This window comes from Ruegeria sp. HKCCD7181 (genome assembly GCF_057221055.1).
Genome location: NZ_JBWVBC010000008.1, coordinates 78,386 through 95,412, shown reverse-complemented (window position 1 = coordinate 95,412; position 17,027 = coordinate 78,386). Strand labels below are relative to the sequence as shown.

Sequence of the window (17,027 nt, the reverse complement as noted above, 5' to 3'; positions counted from 1 at the left end):
GGCTTCTGATGACCTTCTCCGACGCAGTCCGCACCTGTTTCTCCAAGTTTTTCACCTTCTCAGGTCGTGCCTCGCGGCCCGAGTACTGGTTCTTCTTCCTGTTCATCGTAATCTGGAACGTAATCGCCGGGATCATCGACTGGCAGTTCTTCACACAGGTCTCGGTAGCCAAAACCGATGAGGTGAAATCCGTCACCGCCACGTCCTCGCGCCCTGTGCAGAGCATCGTGGGGTTGATCGTCTTCGTCCCGCATCTGGCCGTGGCCTTCCGCCGGATGCATGATACCGGGCGCAACGGGATTTTTGCCTTGCTGCCGATCCTGCTGATGGTTGGTGCCCTGGCGGTTCTGATCTTTGGCATCGGCATCGCCAGCCAGTTCCACGGCGGCACGTTGGATATCCTGTTCACCCGTGCCACCTTGCTTATCGTCATTCCGACATTGCTGGTTCTGGCAGTGTCACCCCTCCTGGTTTTGTGGTGGCTGACCCGCCCCAGCCAGCCAGGCACCAATCAATACGGTCCCAACCCACATGAGGTAGCCCCATGACCGAACATTCACCCAACACTGCCTTTCATGCCTCTAGCTTCATGCAGGGGCATAATGCCGAATATCTGGAGCAGCTCTATGCTCAGTACACAAAGAACCCGGGCGCTGTGGATGCCGCCTGGGCCGAATTCTTCAAGGCGATGGGCGACGCCACGCCGGATGTTCAGAAAGAGGCCGAAGGACCATCCTGGGCCCGTACCGACTGGCCTCCGATGCCGGCGGATGACCTAACGGGCGCCTTGACGGGCGAATGGGCTGAGATCGACGCTAAGGCGGCAGGTAAGAAGATCAAGGACAAGGCCGAGGCCAAAGGTGTCGAGGTCAGCGATGATCAGATCAAACGCGCCGTGCTGGACAGCCTTCGGGCACTGATGCTGATCCGGGCCTACCGTATCCGGGGGCATCTGGCCGCCGACCTGGACCCGCTGGGCATGCGCGCGGCCAGCACGCACCCGGAACTGGACCCCAAAACCTACGGGTTCACTGATGCCGACATGGATCGCCCGATCTTTATCGACAACGTGCTGGGGCTTCAAATGGCCTCGATGCGGCAGATCGTCGAGATTGTGAAGCGGACCTATTGCGGCACCTTCGCGCTGCAATACATGCATATCTCCGACCCGGAACAGGCCGCGTGGCTGAAGGAGCGGATCGAAGGGTATGGCAAGGAAATCTCGTTCACCCGCGAGGGGCGTAAGGCCATTCTGAACAAGATGGTCGAGGCCGAAGGCTTCGAGAAGTTCCTGCATGTGAAATACATGGGCACCAAACGCTTCGGTCTGGACGGCGGCGAAAGCCTGATCCCGGCAATGGAGCAGATCATCAAGCGCGGTGGTGCGTTGGGTGTCAGCGACATCGTCATCGGCATGCCGCACCGGGGTCGTCTGAACATTCTTGCCAACGTGATGGCCAAACCCTACCGCGCCATTTTCAATGAATTCCAGGGCGGCAGCTTCAAGCCGGAAGATGTGGATGGCTCGGGCGACGTGAAGTATCATCTGGGCGCATCCAGTGACCGTGAATTCGACGGCAACAGCGTGCACCTGTCCCTGACCGCAAACCCGTCCCACCTTGAGGCGGTGAACCCGGTCGTCCTCGGCAAAGTGCGCGCCAAGCAGGATCAGCTGAACGACGTGGACCGCACCAAGGTGATGGGCATTCTTCTGCACGGGGATGCGGCCTTTGCCGGCCAAGGCGTTGTCGCCGAAGGGTTCGGTCTATCGGGCCTGAAGGGCCACAAGACCGGCGGCACAATGCATATCGTCGTGAACAACCAGATCGGGTTTACCACCGCGCCACACTTCAGCCGCTCGTCGCCCTACCCCACGGACATCGCCCTGATGGTCGAGGCGCCGATTTTCCACGTCAACGGCGACGACCCCGAGGCAGTGGTTCATGCGGCCAAGGTGGCGACCGAGTTCCGGCAGAAGTTCCACAAGGACGTGGTCATCGACATCTTCTGCTATCGCCGGTTCGGGCATAACGAGGGCGATGAGCCCATGTTCACCAACCCGATCATGTATAAGAAGATCAAGACGCATAAGACCACGCTGAGCCTGTATACCGAGCGACTGGTCAAGGACGGGCTGATCCCTGAGGGTGAGATCGAGGATATGAAGGCCGCGTTCCAAGCGCATCTGAACGATGAGTTTGATGCCGGAAAGGACTACAAGCCCAACAAGGCTGATTGGCTGGATGGGCGATGGTCTCACCTGGACAAGAACAAAGAAGAATACGTACGCGGAGACACCGCAATCTCGCCCGAAACGATGGCAGAGATCGGGAACGCACTGACCCACGCGCCGCAGGACATAGCAGTTCACAAAACGGTAGCCCGTCTTCTGGACCACAAGAAGCAGATGTTCGACAGCGGCAAAGGGTTCGACTGGGCAACGGGCGAAGCCCTCGCGTTTGGCTCGCTTCTGACCGAAGGCTATCCGGTGCGACTGTCCGGTCAGGACGCAACACGCGGCACGTTCAGTCAACGCCATTCCGGGTTCATCCATCAGGAAACCGAAGAACGGTTCTATCCCCTGAACAATATTCGCAAGGGCCAGTCGCATTACGAGGTGATCGACTCAATGCTCAGCGAATATGCGGTGCTGGGATTTGAGTACGGCTTTTCGCTGGCTGAACCCAATGCATTGACCCTTTGGGAGGCGCAGTTTGGCGACTTTGCCAACGGGGCGCAGATCATGTTCGATCAGTTCATCAGTTCTGGCGAAAGCAAATGGCTGCGCATGTCCGGTCTGGTTTGCTTGTTGCCGCACGGGTTTGAGGGGCAGGGGCCTGAACACTCGTCGGCGCGATTGGAGCGTTTCCTGCAAATGTGCGGTCAGGACAACTGGATCGTGGCGAATTGTACGACGCCTGCGAACTACTTCCATATCTTGCGCCGTCAGCTGCATCGCACTTTCCGCAAACCGCTGATCCTGGTGACACCGAAATCTCTGCTGCGCCACAAACTGGCGGTTAGCACGACTGAGGATTTCACCACCGGCTCCAGCTTTCACCGGGTCCTGTGGGATGACGCGCAGAAAGGGAATTCGGACACTACGCTGGTCAAGGATGACAAGATCAAGCGGGTCGTTATGTGCTCGGGCAAGGTCTATTTCGATCTTCTGGAGGAGCGCGACGCACGTGGCATTGACGATGTCTACTTGATGCGGATCGAGCAGTATTACCCGTTCCCTGCGCACTCGCTCATCAATGAGCTTGAGCGCTTCAAAGGCGCTGAAATCATCTGGTGTCAGGAAGAACCCAAGAACCAGGGCGCCTGGACCTTTATCGAGCCGAATATCGAATGGGTTCTGACCCGTATCGGCGCCAAGCACACCCGGCCGCGCTATGTCGGCCGCGCAACTTCGGCCTCGCCCGCGACGGGTTTGGCCAGCCAACACAAAGCCCAACAAGAAGCGCTGGTTAACGAAGCGCTGAGCATCGAAGGAAAGTAAGCGATGACGATTGAAGTTCGTGTTCCCACGCTTGGCGAGTCGGTGACCGAAGCCACGGTTGCGACATGGTTCAAGAAACCCGGCGACGCTGTGGCCGTAGATGAAATGCTGTGTGAGCTGGAGACCGACAAGGTCACGGTCGAAGTCCCTTCGCCTGCTGCTGGTAAGATGGGTGAGATCGTGGCTGCCGAAGGCGTAACCGTCGGCGTCGATGCCTTGCTGGCGACAATTGCCGCCGGCGAAGGCGCGGCTTCGGCACCAGCCCCCGCGGCGGAACCGGCGGGCACAGATACCGGCAATCCGGGCGCAGCAAGCGTTGATGTGATGGTCCCGACCTTGGGTGAATCCGTCACCGAAGCCACCGTTTCGACCTGGTTCAAACAGGTTGGTGACAGTGTAGCGCAGGATGAGATGCTGTGTGAGCTGGAGACCGACAAGGTCTCGGTCGAAGTCCCCTCACCCGCCGCAGGTGTCCTCGCTGAAATCGCAGCGCCGGAGGGCGCAACGGTGGATGCTTCTGCGAAACTGGCAGTCATCTCGGGTTCGGCAGCGGGTGCAAGCCCGGCTCCGGCGGCACCGGCCGCTGCGGTGACGCCTGCCGTCGCCACGGGTGCCGGCAAGGATGTCGCCAATGCCCCGTCGGCTGAGAAAGCCATGGCCGAGGCTGGTCTGTCTGCGGATCAGGTCAGCGGCACCGGGCGCGATGGTCGCATCATGAAGGAAGATGTGGCCCGCGCTGTTGCCACGGCTGCGGCCCCAGCGCCTGCAGCGGCTGCGCCCGCCCCCGCTGCCCAGGCACCACGCGCACCTGTTGCGGCCGAAGATGCCGGTCGCGAAGAACGCGTGCGCATGACGCGCCTGCGTCAGACCATCGCCAAGCGTCTGAAGGACGCACAAAACACTGCCGCGATCCTGACCACCTATAACGAGGTGGACATGACCGAGGTGATGGCCCTGCGCAATCAGTACAAGGACCAGTTCGAGAAGAAGCACGGTGTGCGTCTGGGCTTTATGTCCTTCTTCACCAAAGCCTGCTGCCATGCGCTGAAAGAAGTCCCCGAGGTTAACGCCGAGATTGACGGCACCGACATTGTTTACAAGAACTTCGTGCACATGGGCGTTGCTGCCGGTACGCCGCAGGGTCTGGTTGTTCCGGTCATCCGCGATGCCGACAGCATGTCTTTTGCAGCCATCGAGAAAGCCATCGCCGAAAAAGGCAAACGCGCCCGCGACGGCAAGCTGAGCATGGCTGAAATGCAGGGCGGCACGTTCACCATCTCCAACGGCGGTGTCTACGGTTCGCTGATGTCCTCACCGATCCTGAACCCTCCGCAATCGGGTATCCTGGGCATGCACAAAATTCAGGACCGTCCGATGGTCATCAATGGTGAGATCAAGATCCGCCCGATGATGTATCTGGCTCTGTCCTATGACCACCGGATCGTTGACGGCAAAGGCGCCGTGACCTTCCTTGTTCGTGTAAAAGAGGCGCTGGAAGACCCGCGCCGCCTGCTGATGGATCTGTAATCATGGCAACACATGTACTCTGGCAGGCCGATGTGGCCGATTTCGACGCCTGGCTGAAAGTGTTCCGCGAAGACAAACCGATGCGCAAGGCCGCGGGTATCCGCGACCTACACGTCTGGCGCGACCCGGATCAGAGCGACCATGCAATCGCTATGTTCGAAGTGACGAACCTGGACAAGGCAAGGGCTTTTTTTGGATCCGAGGAACTGGCTATGCACCACGAACGGGGCGGAATTGCTCATATCACGATCAAGCTGCTGGATCCTGTTTGACGCAAAAATATGTCGTGACCCAGGAAAGATGGATCACGCAGGCGCCGGGCTACCCGGTCGATTTAGGAGAATAAAATGGCAAACTATGACGTCATCGTAATCGGCGCCGGCCCCGGCGGCTATGTCTGCGCCATCCGCTGCGCCCAGCTGGGCCTGAAAACCGCAGTGGTCGAAGGGCGCGAGACGCTGGGCGGCACCTGCCTGAACGTTGGCTGTATCCCGTCCAAAGCGCTGCTGCATGCCAGCCATCAATTACATGAGGCCGAGCATAACTTTGCCAAGATGGGTCTGAAGGGCAAAAGCCCCTCGGTCGATTGGAAGCAGATGCAGGCCTATAAGGATGAGGTAATCGACGGCAACACCAAGGGCATCGAATTTCTGTTCAAAAAGAACAAGATCGACTGGCTGAAAGGCTGGGGGTCAATCCCCACCGCTGGTCAGGTCAAGGTCGGCGACGAGGTACACGAGGCCAAGAACATCATCATCGCATCCGGGTCCGAGCCGTCGTCTCTGCCCGGGGTCACCGTAGACGAAAAGGTTGTCGTGACCTCGACCGGCGCGCTGTCGCTGGGCAAGGTCCCGAAGAAGATGGTTGTGATTGGTGCAGGCGTAATCGGGCTTGAGTTGGGTTCGGTCTATCAACGCCTGGGGGCCGAGGTGACGGTGATTGAATTCCTCAAGGAAATCACACCGGGCATGGACCCCGAAGTGCAGAAAACTTTCCAGCGTATCCTTAAAAAACAGGGCCTGAAATTCATCATGGGCGCGGCCGTGCAAAAGACCGATGCCACCAAGACCAAGGCCAAGGTGACCTACAAGCTGCTCAAGGACGACAGTGAACATGTGATCGACGCGGACACTGTTCTGGTGGCCACGGGCCGTAAGCCGTTCTCGGATGGGCTAGGATTGGACGCTCTGGGCGTCGAGATGACCCCGCGCGGACAGATCAAGGTTGGCGCCGACTGGCAAACCAACGTGCCCGGCATCTACGCCATCGGCGACGTGACCGAAGGCCCGATGCTAGCGCACAAGGCCGAGGACGAAGGCATGGCTGCCGCCGAGCAGGTTGCCGGCAAGCATGGGCACGTGAACTACGGCGTCATTCCAGGCGTGATCTACACCTGGCCCGAGGTTGCCAATGTGGGTGAGACCGAAACGACCCTCAAGGAACAGGGTCGTGCCTACAAGGTCGGCAAGTTCATGTTCATGGGCAATGGTCGCGCTAAGGCAAATTTTGCCGCCGATGGTTTCGTCAAGATATTGGCTGACAAAGAAACCGACCGGATCTTAGGCGCACACATCATCGGCCCGGCGGCAGGTGATCTGATCCACGAAGTCTGTGTTGCCATGGAATTTGGCGCGTCGGCAGAGGATCTGGCACTAACCTGTCATGCTCACCCGACTTATTCGGAGGCCGTGCGCGAAGCGGCGCTGGCATGTGGTGACGGCCCGATCCACGCGTAGTCAAAGCAATACCAAGCTGGAGGGTGCGAAGCATCCTCCGGTATTTTTTTCAGCCAGACTACGAGCGGAGCCTGAACCCTCTCACCACATGGTTTCAGCCGCCCGCGCACCCCATTCCAAGTCGTAGCGTTCTCCGCCTTCCTCGCCTTGTGTCATTTCGGCCAGAATTTCCCCAACACTTGGCAGGTCAGCACTTTCATCGCCACCAGTCCACGTGCCGGCCCGCATTAACGCACGGGCGCATTGGGTGTAGATTTCGCCAATCTGAATGACGATTACCGTCGCCGGGCGTATGCCCTGTTTTTCGAATTGCGCCCGGAATGTCTCGTCCGCAGTCAATCGAGCGGTTCCGTTCAGTCGCACAACGTTGTTGGACCCCGGCACCAGAAACATCAATGACACGCGCGGATCCCGAACGATGTTGCGCAGACTGTCCAGCCGGTTGTTGCCCCGCCAATCCGGTAAGGCCAAGGTTCCCGGATCAAGTTCCAGTACAACCGGACCGTCATCGCCGCGCGGGCTTCCGTCGACCCCTTCCGGGCCCACGGTACTCAGGACACACAGGCGCGATGCCATGATCCATTGGCGGTACAGCGGTGTCAGTCGGCGCGCAACCTTGCGCATTGCCGGAGCGCCGGGGGTGCCATAGAGCACCTCCAGCGCGGCGATGTCTTCAATGTACTTCATCCGGATCAAACCCCACTTCCCGCATCAGATCGTTTGAACGCACTTCGATGACCTCTTCCAGACGCCCCAGAAAATCCTTGCGCTCAACGCCCGGTTCAATTGGGGCCAGAAACTCGACGATTGCCAGGCCGGGCTTGCGCAGAATGCCCGAACGCGGCCAGAAAACACCCGCATTTGTCGCCGCAGGAACACATGGAAAGCCCAGACCCTCGTACAAAACCGCCGTTCCGACCTTGTAGGGTTTTGTTATCCCCGGCGCGACACGTGTGCCCTGAGGATAGATCACCAGCTGGCCGGGTTCAGAAAACTCGCGCGCAACATCTTTGACCATCTTGGCTACGGCGACGCCCTTCTTGCCGCGATCAACGGGAATACAGCCCAGCCTGCGCGCATACATACCGATTACAGGGGTCCACAAAAGCTCTCGTTTCATGATGAACTTTCCGTGGGGAATAGCGTCAAAAATAATGATGATATCCAGAAAGGACTGATGTTTGGCCCCAATCACAACTTCGCCGGTCGGGACAGGTCCACGAACTTCGGTCCGGATGGATACCATCCAGCGCGCCAACCACCGAGTTGTGCGTGCATATGTCTTGCAGGCCAGCAAAGCGCCACGCTTGGAGAACAGCGCGTAAGGGGCAAACAGCAGCCCAAGGATCAGCATCCAGGCATAGATCGTGATCATGAAGATCAGGGATCGTATCCATTGCAGGGCCATGGACATCACGAGAGCTCCTTCAATTTGCGACGGGCAGCGGACCAGGTCGCCAGAAACGCGACAGTCGCACCCAATAGCGGGATCAACACCGGCAACAACCATCCAATGCCCTGAAAGCCAAGCCCGGTCAGAAAGCCGCCTTCATCCGAAGCTTCAGGCAGCAGCAGCACTCCCGACATGCCCAGCAACGTCCCAACGGCGGCTCCGAAAAGGGCCCGAAAGGTAAAGCGTCGGACAAAAGCCCCAGCAATAAACCGATCCCGGGCACCGACCTGACGCAACACCTCGATGATCTGTGCGTTGGCCGCCAGAGAGGCATTGGCCGCAAGCGTAATCATTGCGGCCGTAGCGCCACCAATCAACAAGATTGAGACCCAGCCCAACCGCCGCAGTGATGTCGCAGCATCAACCAAAGGGTCGCGCCATCTGGAATGATTGTCCAATACAGCGCCGGGAACTTCGGCACCCAATCGCAAACGCAATCCGGTCGCATCCAAACCAGGTTCACCGATGACGATTTCGATCAGTTGCGGAACAGGAAGCGTGTCCAGTGGCAGGTCGGGGCCAAACCAGGGGGCCAGCAAAGCCGCCTGCTCTTCAGCTGTCAGTGCGCGGGCCGATGCCACACCGGGCGTTTGACTCAACACGGCCAAAGCCGCCTGGGTCTGGGCGGCTCGCTGCTCGGCCGGGGCGTTGATCCGCAAGGTCGCCGCCCCGGCCAGTTCCGAAGCCCAGCGGTCAGCCAATCGCCCGGACGCCAGTGAAAGCGCCAATGCAAAGACGGCCAGAAATGCCATGGCGCCCGACACGAACAGGGTCAAATGGGCCGTGAATCCGGTCGGCGGAACGACCCGGTCTGCACGGCTGTCACGGCGCAACAAACTGCGGATGTCGCCCTTGCTCATAAATCGGCCCCCGCAAGCTGCAACCTGCGCTGCGAAATGCGCAGAACGCGCGCCTGAACCTGGCTTTTGGCGGCTCGGATCAGGCTCAGGTCGTGGGTGGCAATCAGAACCGTTTTGCCCATTCGGTTCAGTTCAATCAAGAGATGCAGCAGACGCTGAGACATCTCCCAATCAACGTTGCCCGTGGGTTCATCCGCCAATACCACGTCTGGCGACAGAATAAGTGCACGTGCAAGTGCCGCGCGCTGGCGTTCACCGCCGGATAGCTCGGGTGGGCTGGCCTCAAGCCGTGAACCCAGCCCGACCCAGCTCAAAAGCTCGGTCAGGTTGTTTTGTTCGGCATCAACTGCGCGCCCGGACACCATCAACGGCAGTGACACGTTTTCAGCAAGCGTCATGTGATCCAGAAACCGGCAATCCTGATGCACAACGCCGACCCGGCGGCGCAACAAAGCCATCTGATCCCGGTCGAGCCGCGCGATATCTTCTTCAAACACGCTCAGCCGTCCTGACGTCGGCAGCAATGCGCCATAGCACAACTTGAGCAACGTGGTCTTGCCGGCACCGGAAGGACCAGTCAGAAAATGGAACGATCCGGGTTGCAGACGCACTGATACATCACTCAGCAGCTCTCCGCCGCCATAGCTGTAGCTGACATTTTCCAGCTCGATCACACCTGCCCCCTTTGTTCTGAGGCTTGTCTTGCCTCAGTGTGGCCGTGGTTTCAATGCCTCTACCGGTTCCAATTGGTGACACTTACCCACCTGAAACCGAAAACACGCTTTGCTGATAGGGTTTAACGGAATATAATTCCTGAAAAAACTAGTATCAGGCCGACAGGCAGGTCAGGAGGCAGTATGCGACTTACATGTCCGAATTGCAGTGCCCAATATGAGGTTCCGGACGACGTGATCCCCGATGGTGGGCGTGACGTGCAGTGTTCAAACTGTGAAAAGACCTGGTTTCAGACCAAGGACCAGGAAGCAGAAACCGAGGCATCCAAGCCTGAGGCCAGCGAAACCGCTGAGCCAAAACCTGACGTGCCGCAGAAGCCCGTCGACGACTCGTCCAACGCCTCGGCCTCAGCGGAAGATACCCCAACTGCACCGCAAAAACCCAAAACCGACGAAGCATCCGAACCAGCAGAAAGCCCGGGAAATGTGGACCCCGCTGTAGCCAGTATTCTCCAGGAAGAAGCCGCGCGCGAAGCCGACCTGCGCGCCAAAGAAGGCGTCAGCCTGGAAAGCCAACCGGATCTGGCGCTCGATCCACCCGCAGAACCCAAGGTTGAACCCGCACCACCCGCTGCGACCAAGACAGCCACGGATGCCGGTCAAAAAGACTCGCTTCCGGATGTCGAGGCTATTAGTTCCGGCCTGCGCAGCGATGACGCCCCAAAGACTTCTGAAACAGCGCCCACTGCAGCACGCAAGTCCGGTGGTTTTCTGCGCGGCTTTGCCCTGATCGTGATCATCGGCGTTTTGCTGATATTGATCTACGGCAACGCAAACCGGATCAGCGAGGCGGTACCGCAGGCTGATCCAATGCTGCAATCTTATGTCTCTATGGTTGATCAGGCGCGTCTCTGGCTCGAGGCGCAAACCAGTGGCGGAACGTCTCAGAACTAAAGTTCTCAGAACCGCTCAAGCAGCCGCTTGAGGTATTCCAACTCGATCTGAGGCCGGTCCGTGTCGCCAGTGCGGCGACGGATTTCGTCCAACAGCTCTCGCGCTCGGCGATAAACGTCTTCGCCCTGCAACAGGTTGTCATCGGTCGAAATCGACCCTGACGCCCCGGGCGTACGCCCCAACGGATCGCGGTTCTGAGCTTGCATGTCACCTTCCTGAGTGCCCTGCCCCGGCTGGTTCTGCTGGTTCTGCGCCAGTGCCTCGCCTAGCGACCGCATTCCTTCGCGCAGTGCTTCCATAGCTTCTGACTGACGATCGATAGCCTCGGCCAGATCGTCGCCCCGCAAGGCATCTTCGGCCTCATCCATAGCCCGTCCGGCTCGGCCCAACGCCTCGCGTGCGGCTTCTCCCTCGGGAGTGCCGCCACCGGGCAAACCCTGTTGCTGACGCTGCAATTCTTCGCGCAGCGCTTGCTGGCGGTCGGCCAGAGAGCCCTGACCTTGCTGACCCTCGCCTGCCTGATCCGAGCCCTGCCCCTGGCCACCCTGACCTTCGTGGCTTTGGCCGCGCCCCTGACCGCCCGAGCGGCCTTCGTTGCCCTGGTTTTCACCGGCTTGCGCGCCCGGATTGAACTGTTCCTGCAGATCACGGAAGGCCTGATCGCTGAGGCCCTGTTGTTCCCGCAGGGTTTCGGCCAATCCTTCCATAGCCTGCTGGCCTTCAGACTGTCCGCCCTCTCCCTGACCTTGCGTGACGCGCATGTTCTCCATCATCTGCTGGAATTCTTCCAACGCCTGCTGGGCCTCGGCCATGCGGCCCTGTTCCATCAATTCCTGAATGCGATCCATCATGCGTTGCAGGTCATCCTGCGTCATCTGCAGGGTTTCACCATTCTGACCTTGTTGACGTTCGTCGGACTCGTTTTCCTGGGCAAGGCGCTGGAGCTGCCGCATGTAGTCCTGCGTGGCTTCACGCAACTCCTGCATCAACTCCGCGATCTCTTCGTCGGTTGCACCGTTCTTCATCGCCTCCGTCAGGCGTTCCTGCGCCCGGCGCATTCGTTCCAGCGCATCGGCCAGAGTCCCTTCTTCGATCAGGATAGCCAAATCCCAAAGAGCTTGGGCGATTTCTGCCTGTTGCTCGGGTTTCAGACCATATTCATCAAACGTCTCTAGCCTGCGCAACAAGACCCGCAACCGCAGGTAGGCTGTTTCCGACCGGAACAAATCCTCGGGCAGGTGTGATACAGCGCGCAAGACCTGAGACACACGCAGCGAGTTTTCCCGCGACCACAACAAGTCACGTCGTTGTTCGATCATGGCCGCGGCCAGCGGATCAAAGAACCGGCGTGCTGGCAAAGCGGTCATGTAAGGATTCGATTGCGACTGCTGTTCAGCCGCGTCCTGCGCCACAAGCGTGATTCTAACCGGCAAATGCGCCCATGGGTGCTGCGAGAAATCTTCGATCAGGTCCTCGGTGAAATCCGAGCGCTCGCCCGTTATGGGCATTGGCAGCTCAACAGCGATTGATTCCCGAGGCTCCGGTTTGGTCGATAGTCCGTAGCGTCGATCAACAGCGGCCAAATCAAGCTCAATTCGCGCACTACCGGATATAACGCCGTAATCGTCGCTGGCCGAAAAGGGTAGCTTCATCTGACCGCCCGCCTCGGTCTCGGCTACGCCAGCCGTTGATATCCGGGGCGGTGTGTCAGAGACAACGGCAACTGCCCAGTCCCGCCCGGTCGGCCCGTCAATCGTCAATTGGCCCGACCGGTCGGCGACGAAATCCTGTTCCGGATCGGTTGCCGCCTCGGCACCAATAGCCGAAGTGGTTTCGGTCAGACTGTGGGCACCGACCTCACCGTAGAACCGCAACGTGATCCGGCTTCCATGCGGAACTGTCAGCGTCGAGCCGTCTTGATCCGCCAAGTAAAGCGTCGGAAGTCCTGTGTAGCGGGGCGGTTCAACCCAGCCTTCCCAAGTCGGGCCTTGACCGGCAACTGCGGTTCCGGGGGCCATGTCAGCGACCGAACCTATACGCCAGAACGATCCAAACAGCGTTGCCACGACCAAAGCCAACAGAGCCGCATAGCGCAATGCATACGGGTCTCGCGATGCCAGTCTCAGATCAGGTATGACAGGCTCCGCCTGCGCCGCCTTTTGGGACATGCGTGCCTGGTGGGCGTGCCACAGGGCAACCGAATCAGCGTCCATCGCACCTATGGCCTGTTCATCCATCAACGCCTGAATAGGGCGGCCCGGCAGCGTTTCATCCAGCCTCACCAGTGCCTCGGCCCGTGTCGGCAGGTGCATCCGGCGTGCACCAAATATCGCGGCAGCAAGCAGCCCGAGCAAAGACAGTGCGCCAGCAATCCAGACGGTCTCGACACTGACAATGTCCTGAAGTCCCAGCATCAGCGCGGCCATTACTGCCATCGCGATCGAAAACAGAGGCCAGAAGGCGCGCAAAACTTGCTCGGCCAACATCCCTGCATGTGTCAGCCACAGAGACAGTCTTGGAATTGGCAGGTTCGAATTGTCTCGCAACGCGGGCCTCCTCATCGGGCCCGCGCGGTTATCGCGTCAAAGCCACGAGGGTATGGTATCGCGGTTTATGATTTCGTCAAAGCTCGGGCGTTCACGAATAACTGCGAATTGATCCCCATTGACCAGAACTTCGGGGATCAGCGGACGGGTATTGTATTCACTGGCCATTACAGCGCCATAGGCTCCGGCACTGCGAAAAGCGATCAGGTCACCCGATTGCAACGGTGGCATATTCCGCTGTTTGGCAAACGTATCACCGGTTTCGCACACGGGCCCCACGATGTCATAGGGCTGCTGTTCGACACCCGGCGCGGGCTCCTGCACCGCGACAATATCGTGATGCGCCTCATACATCGCCGGACGGATCAGGTCGTTCATGGCGCCGTCAAGGATCAGGAAATCGCGGCCCTCACCGGATTTCACATAGATCACCTTACTGACCATCAGCCCCGCGTTTCCGGCGATCAGGCGGCCAGGCTCGATTTCGATTTCACAGCCCAGATGACCCAGCGTTTTCTTTATCAGCGCGCCGTATTCCACCGGTAGCGGCGGCGCATCATTCGAGCGCGTATAGGGGATACCCAGACCACCACCCAGATCGAGACGGCGGATTTTATGCCCTTCCGAGCGAAGTCGCTCGGTCAGCTCGGCAACCTTGGTATACGCCATCTCGAATGGCTCCAAATCGGTCAATTGCGAGCCGATATGGACGTCGATCCCGATGACCTCCAAGCCGGGCAGGCTGGCTGCGCGGGCATACACTTCGGATGCGCGGGCGATGGGAATGCCGAATTTGTTTTCGGACTTGCCGGTCGCAATCTTGGCGTGGGTCTTGGCGTCTACGTCAGGGTTCACTCGCACGGTGATCGGTGCAACAACGCCCAATTCCTGGGCGACGGCGTTGATTACCTCCATTTCGGGCTCGGATTCGACGTTGAACTGACGGATACCGCCGGTCAGTACGGTGCGGATTTCATCAGCAGTCTTGCCAACACCCGAGAACACGATCTTGTCGCCCGGCACGCCTGCGGCCTTAGCCCGCAGATATTCGCCGCCCGAGACCACATCCATCCCCGCGCCTGCCTGCGCCAGCGTCTTCAGGATCGCCTGGTTGCTGGCCGCTTTCATCGCGTAACAGACGAGGTGATCGGTACCGTCCAGCGCGTCATCGAACAACTTGAAATGTCGCAGCAAAGTGGCGGTCGAATAGACATAGAACGGCGTTCCGACCGCAGCAGCGATTTCGGAGATCGGGACATCCTCGGCGAAAAGCGCGCCGTCGCGGTAGAGAAAGTGATCCATGACTGCGCGCTTAGACCAAAAGAGGCATATGGATCAAATGATTCCGCCCATCACGCCCTTTAATACAGTCTTCAAAAGGTAGTGGACGCGCCCACCCGCGCATAACCGGACACAGAAATCCCCGAGCTTTTGGGCTCTGGCGCCGGTTCCGGGCGCGGATTTTGCGAGGTATCGCAAGCCGCCAGAATGGCGAGCGAAAGAATCAGGCCGAAAATTCTCATTTGTGGTTCTTTTCTATGAATGCTCTGAGCTTGACCTGAGAATGGGGTGTCAAACGCGCGCGTTCAACTGTGTATCGGTCAAAACCCCACAAAAAGGCCGACGGGGCCACGATTAACACCGACCCCACCCGCGACATAAGACCCGCTGCTGCCAACGCCTACTGCGGCGTTGAAGGTCGGCTGAACCGGTTCGCCGTCAGCGCCGCAACCGGCAAGCGCCACGCTTGCAGACACGAAAATGATCACTCGGATAAGCGCTGTCATGTCATCGCCTTCCATCGCTCAACCTGGGCGCGGACCTGATCCGGTGCCGTGCCCCCATAGGACTGGCGCGAGTTTACCGAATTTTCGACGGTAAGGACAGAATAGACGTCTTCAGTGATATCTGCGTGGACCGACTGCATATCCTCCAAAGTCAGATCAGGTAGATCGCAACCCTTACCCTCGGCCATAGCCACCAGAGATCCGGTGACGTGATGGGCATCACGGAACGGCAGGCTCAGAACGCGCACCAGCCAATCGGCCAGATCGGTGGCGGTCGAGAATCCCGATCCGGCGGCGGCGGCGAGGCTTTCACGGTTGGCGCTCATATCCTTGACCATGCCCTCCATCGCTGCCAACGCCAGCATCCAGTTGTCGGCGGCGTCGAAGACCTGTTCTTTGTCTTCCTGCATATCCTTGGAATAGGCCAGCGGCAGACCCTTCATCACCATCATCAGAGCGGTATTGGCGCCATAGATGCGCCCTACCTTGGCGCGGATCAGTTCAGCCGCATCAGGGTTCTTTTTCTGCGGCATGATCGACGATCCGGTCGAGAACCGGTCGGACAGGGCAACAAAGCGAAACTGGGCCGAAGACCAGATCACCAATTCTTCGGCAAAGCGCGACAGGTGGACTGCGCAGATCGAAGCGGTCGACAGAAACTCCAGCGCGAAATCGCGGTCACTGACGGCGTCCAGAGAGTTGGCCGCAGGGCGGTCAAAGCCCAGCGCCTCGGCCGTCATGTGCCGGTCGATGGGGAAGGATGTCCCGGCCAGTGCGGCAGCTCCCAAGGGCGATTCGTTCATTCGCGCCCGCGCATCGCGAACGCGGCTCAGGTCGCGGCCAAACATCTCGACATAGGCCATCATGTGGTGGCCCCATGTGACCGGCTGCGCGGTTTGCAGGTGGGTGAAGCCCGGCATAACCCAATCTGCGCCAACCTCAGCCTGCGCCAAAAGCGCGCGGATCAGGGCCAGCAGACCGGATTCAGCCGCGTCCAACTGATCGCGGACCCAGAGTTTGAAATCGGTCGCGACCTGATCATTTCGGCTGCGACCCGTGTGCAAACGGCCTGCGGGCTCACCGATCACTTCTTTCAGGCGCGCTTCGACATTCATGTGAATGTCTTCCAGCGCGGTCGAGAACTGAAACTCACCGTTCTGGATTTCTGACAATACGGTGAGTAGCCCTTCCCGAATGGCCTGCGCATCACTATCAGTTATAACGCCTGTGGCGGCCAACATGGCGGCATGGGCACGCGAGCCTGCGATGTCCTGGGCTGCCATCCGCTGATCGAACCCGATCGAGGCATTGATCGCCTCCATGATCGCGTCTGGACCGGCGGCAAAGCGGCCGCCCCACATCTGGTTCGAGGATTGATCGGTCATGTTGGAAAACCCGGAGTTGATATGCGCCTATTTCGTCTGATCCCCCTTTATATGGCCCTTGCGCTGGGTGCAAACGCGGCTTTGGCCACGGATGCCGAGACTCTTGGCCCACTGCGCGAAGACAGCCTGAAACGGCTGATCCTGCACAAAGAGCCAAAACCCGTTGAAGTGGTTGAGTTTCAGCTTGAAGACGGCGGCACCGGGTCGCTGGCCGATTACAAGGGCAAGTATGTGCTGTTGAACTTCTGGGCCACCTGGTGCGCGCCCTGCCGCAAGGAAATGCCGCAGATCGCCGAACTTCAGGAGGAGTTTGGCGGTGACAAATTCGAGGTTCTGACCTTGGCCACCGGACGAAACTCGCCCGCAGGAATCAAGAAGTTCTTTGAAGAAAACGGCATCGACAACCTGCCGCGCCATCAGGACCCAAGTCAGGCCGTCGCGCGCGCAATGGGAGTGATCGGGCTACCCATCACCGTGATTATCGATCCGGATGGCAATGAAATCGCGCGCCTGATCGGCGATGCAGAATGGAATTCAGACAGTGCCAAGGCGATCATTTCCACTTTGGTTGAAGCGAATAGCTGACGCCTCTCGCACTGTCCG

Annotated in this window: 15 protein-coding genes; 7 read left to right on the top strand and 8 right to left on the bottom strand. The window is 59.2% G+C overall.

Translation table 11 applies throughout. The features are described from left to right. The first annotated feature begins 8 nt into the window (after positions 1-8). The 5 genes from AC2TCY_RS16100 (at position 9) to lpdA (ending at position 6,765) form a co-directional block, all read left to right on the top strand. On the top strand, positions 9-548 hold the full coding sequence (locus AC2TCY_RS16100; protein ID WP_480848860.1) for a DUF805 domain-containing protein: 540 nt from the start codon (positions 9-11) through the stop codon (positions 546-548). Next, a complete protein-coding gene (locus tag AC2TCY_RS16095; protein WP_480848859.1) occupies positions 545-3,502 on the top strand; it encodes a 2-oxoglutarate dehydrogenase E1 component in 2,958 nt (985 codons plus the stop codon). The genes AC2TCY_RS16100 and AC2TCY_RS16095 overlap by 4 nt, the downstream gene beginning before the upstream one ends. Before the next feature lie 3 nt (positions 3,503-3,505). Continuing rightward, positions 3,506-5,029, top strand: a complete 1,524-nt coding sequence (gene odhB / locus AC2TCY_RS16090) for a 2-oxoglutarate dehydrogenase complex dihydrolipoyllysine-residue succinyltransferase (RefSeq protein ID WP_480848857.1) — start codon at positions 3,506-3,508, stop codon at positions 5,027-5,029. A 2-nt stretch (positions 5,030-5,031) separates the two neighbouring features. Next, positions 5,032-5,301 carry a hypothetical protein gene (locus AC2TCY_RS16085; RefSeq protein WP_480848856.1) on the top strand — a complete coding sequence of 90 codons (270 nt, stop codon included), beginning with the start codon at positions 5,032-5,034 and terminating at the stop codon, positions 5,299-5,301. A 75-nt stretch (positions 5,302-5,376) separates the two neighbouring features. After that, positions 5,377-6,765 (top strand): dihydrolipoyl dehydrogenase, encoded by a 1,389-nt coding sequence (lpdA, locus tag AC2TCY_RS16080; RefSeq protein ID WP_480848854.1) that lies wholly within the window; start codon positions 5,377-5,379, stop codon positions 6,763-6,765. Between the two features lie 81 nt (positions 6,766-6,846). Here lpdA and AC2TCY_RS16075 read toward each other — a convergent pair whose 3' ends face one another. The 4 genes from AC2TCY_RS16075 to AC2TCY_RS16060 are packed head-to-tail and all read right to left on the bottom strand — an operon-like array spanning position 6,847 to position 9,752. Further along, the gene (locus tag AC2TCY_RS16075) at positions 6,847-7,452 is read right to left on the bottom strand and encodes a pyridoxamine 5'-phosphate oxidase family protein (protein WP_480848852.1); all 606 of its coding nucleotides are present in this window, start codon (positions 7,450-7,452) and stop codon (positions 6,847-6,849) included. After that, positions 7,439-8,179, bottom strand: coding sequence for a lysophospholipid acyltransferase family protein (locus tag AC2TCY_RS16070; protein ID WP_480848851.1), 741 nt, complete (start codon positions 8,177-8,179; stop codon positions 7,439-7,441). Before AC2TCY_RS16070 ends, AC2TCY_RS16075 begins: the two co-directional genes overlap by 14 nt. Then, on the bottom strand, positions 8,179-9,078 hold the full coding sequence (locus AC2TCY_RS16065) for a cell division protein FtsX (RefSeq protein ID WP_480848849.1): 900 nt from the start codon (positions 9,076-9,078) through the stop codon (positions 8,179-8,181). The genes AC2TCY_RS16070 and AC2TCY_RS16065 overlap by 1 nt, the downstream gene beginning before the upstream one ends. Further along, positions 9,075-9,752: a cell division ATP-binding protein FtsE gene (locus AC2TCY_RS16060; protein WP_480848847.1), complete on the bottom strand. Its 678-nt coding sequence runs from the start codon at positions 9,750-9,752 to the stop codon at positions 9,075-9,077. The genes AC2TCY_RS16065 and AC2TCY_RS16060 overlap by 4 nt, the downstream gene beginning before the upstream one ends. A gap of 183 nt (positions 9,753-9,935) precedes the next feature. Here AC2TCY_RS16060 and AC2TCY_RS16055 point away from each other — a divergent pair, with 183 nt between their 5' ends. After that, positions 9,936-10,706, top strand: coding sequence for a zinc-ribbon domain-containing protein (locus tag AC2TCY_RS16055; protein ID WP_480848845.1), 771 nt, complete (start codon positions 9,936-9,938; stop codon positions 10,704-10,706). 5 nt (positions 10,707-10,711) lie between these two features. Here the strand turns inward: AC2TCY_RS16055 and AC2TCY_RS16050 are convergent, their stop codons facing one another. The 4 genes from AC2TCY_RS16050 to argH all read right to left on the bottom strand — a co-directional run bounded on the left by AC2TCY_RS16050 (position 10,712) and on the right by argH (position 16,424). Continuing rightward, the gene (locus AC2TCY_RS16050) at positions 10,712-13,267 is read right to left on the bottom strand and encodes a TIGR02302 family protein (protein ID WP_480848844.1); all 2,556 of its coding nucleotides are present in this window, start codon (positions 13,265-13,267) and stop codon (positions 10,712-10,714) included. Positions 13,268-13,288: 21 nt separating this feature from the next. Next, entirely contained in the window at positions 13,289-14,554 is a 1,266-nt protein-coding gene (gene lysA / locus AC2TCY_RS16045) for a diaminopimelate decarboxylase (protein WP_480848843.1), read from the bottom strand. A 299-nt stretch (positions 14,555-14,853) separates the two neighbouring features. Next, positions 14,854-15,039, bottom strand: a complete 186-nt coding sequence (locus AC2TCY_RS16040; protein WP_480848842.1) for an argininosuccinate lyase — start codon at positions 15,037-15,039, stop codon at positions 14,854-14,856. After that, on the bottom strand, positions 15,036-16,424 hold the full coding sequence (gene argH, locus AC2TCY_RS16035) for an argininosuccinate lyase (protein ID WP_480848841.1): 1,389 nt from the start codon (positions 16,422-16,424) through the stop codon (positions 15,036-15,038). Before argH ends, AC2TCY_RS16040 begins: the two co-directional genes overlap by 4 nt. A 21-nt stretch (positions 16,425-16,445) precedes the next feature. Between argH and AC2TCY_RS16030 the strand changes: the two genes are divergently transcribed. Continuing rightward, a complete protein-coding gene (locus AC2TCY_RS16030; protein ID WP_480848840.1) occupies positions 16,446-17,009 on the top strand; it encodes a TlpA disulfide reductase family protein in 564 nt (187 codons plus the stop codon). The last annotated feature ends 18 nt before the right edge of the window (positions 17,010-17,027 follow it).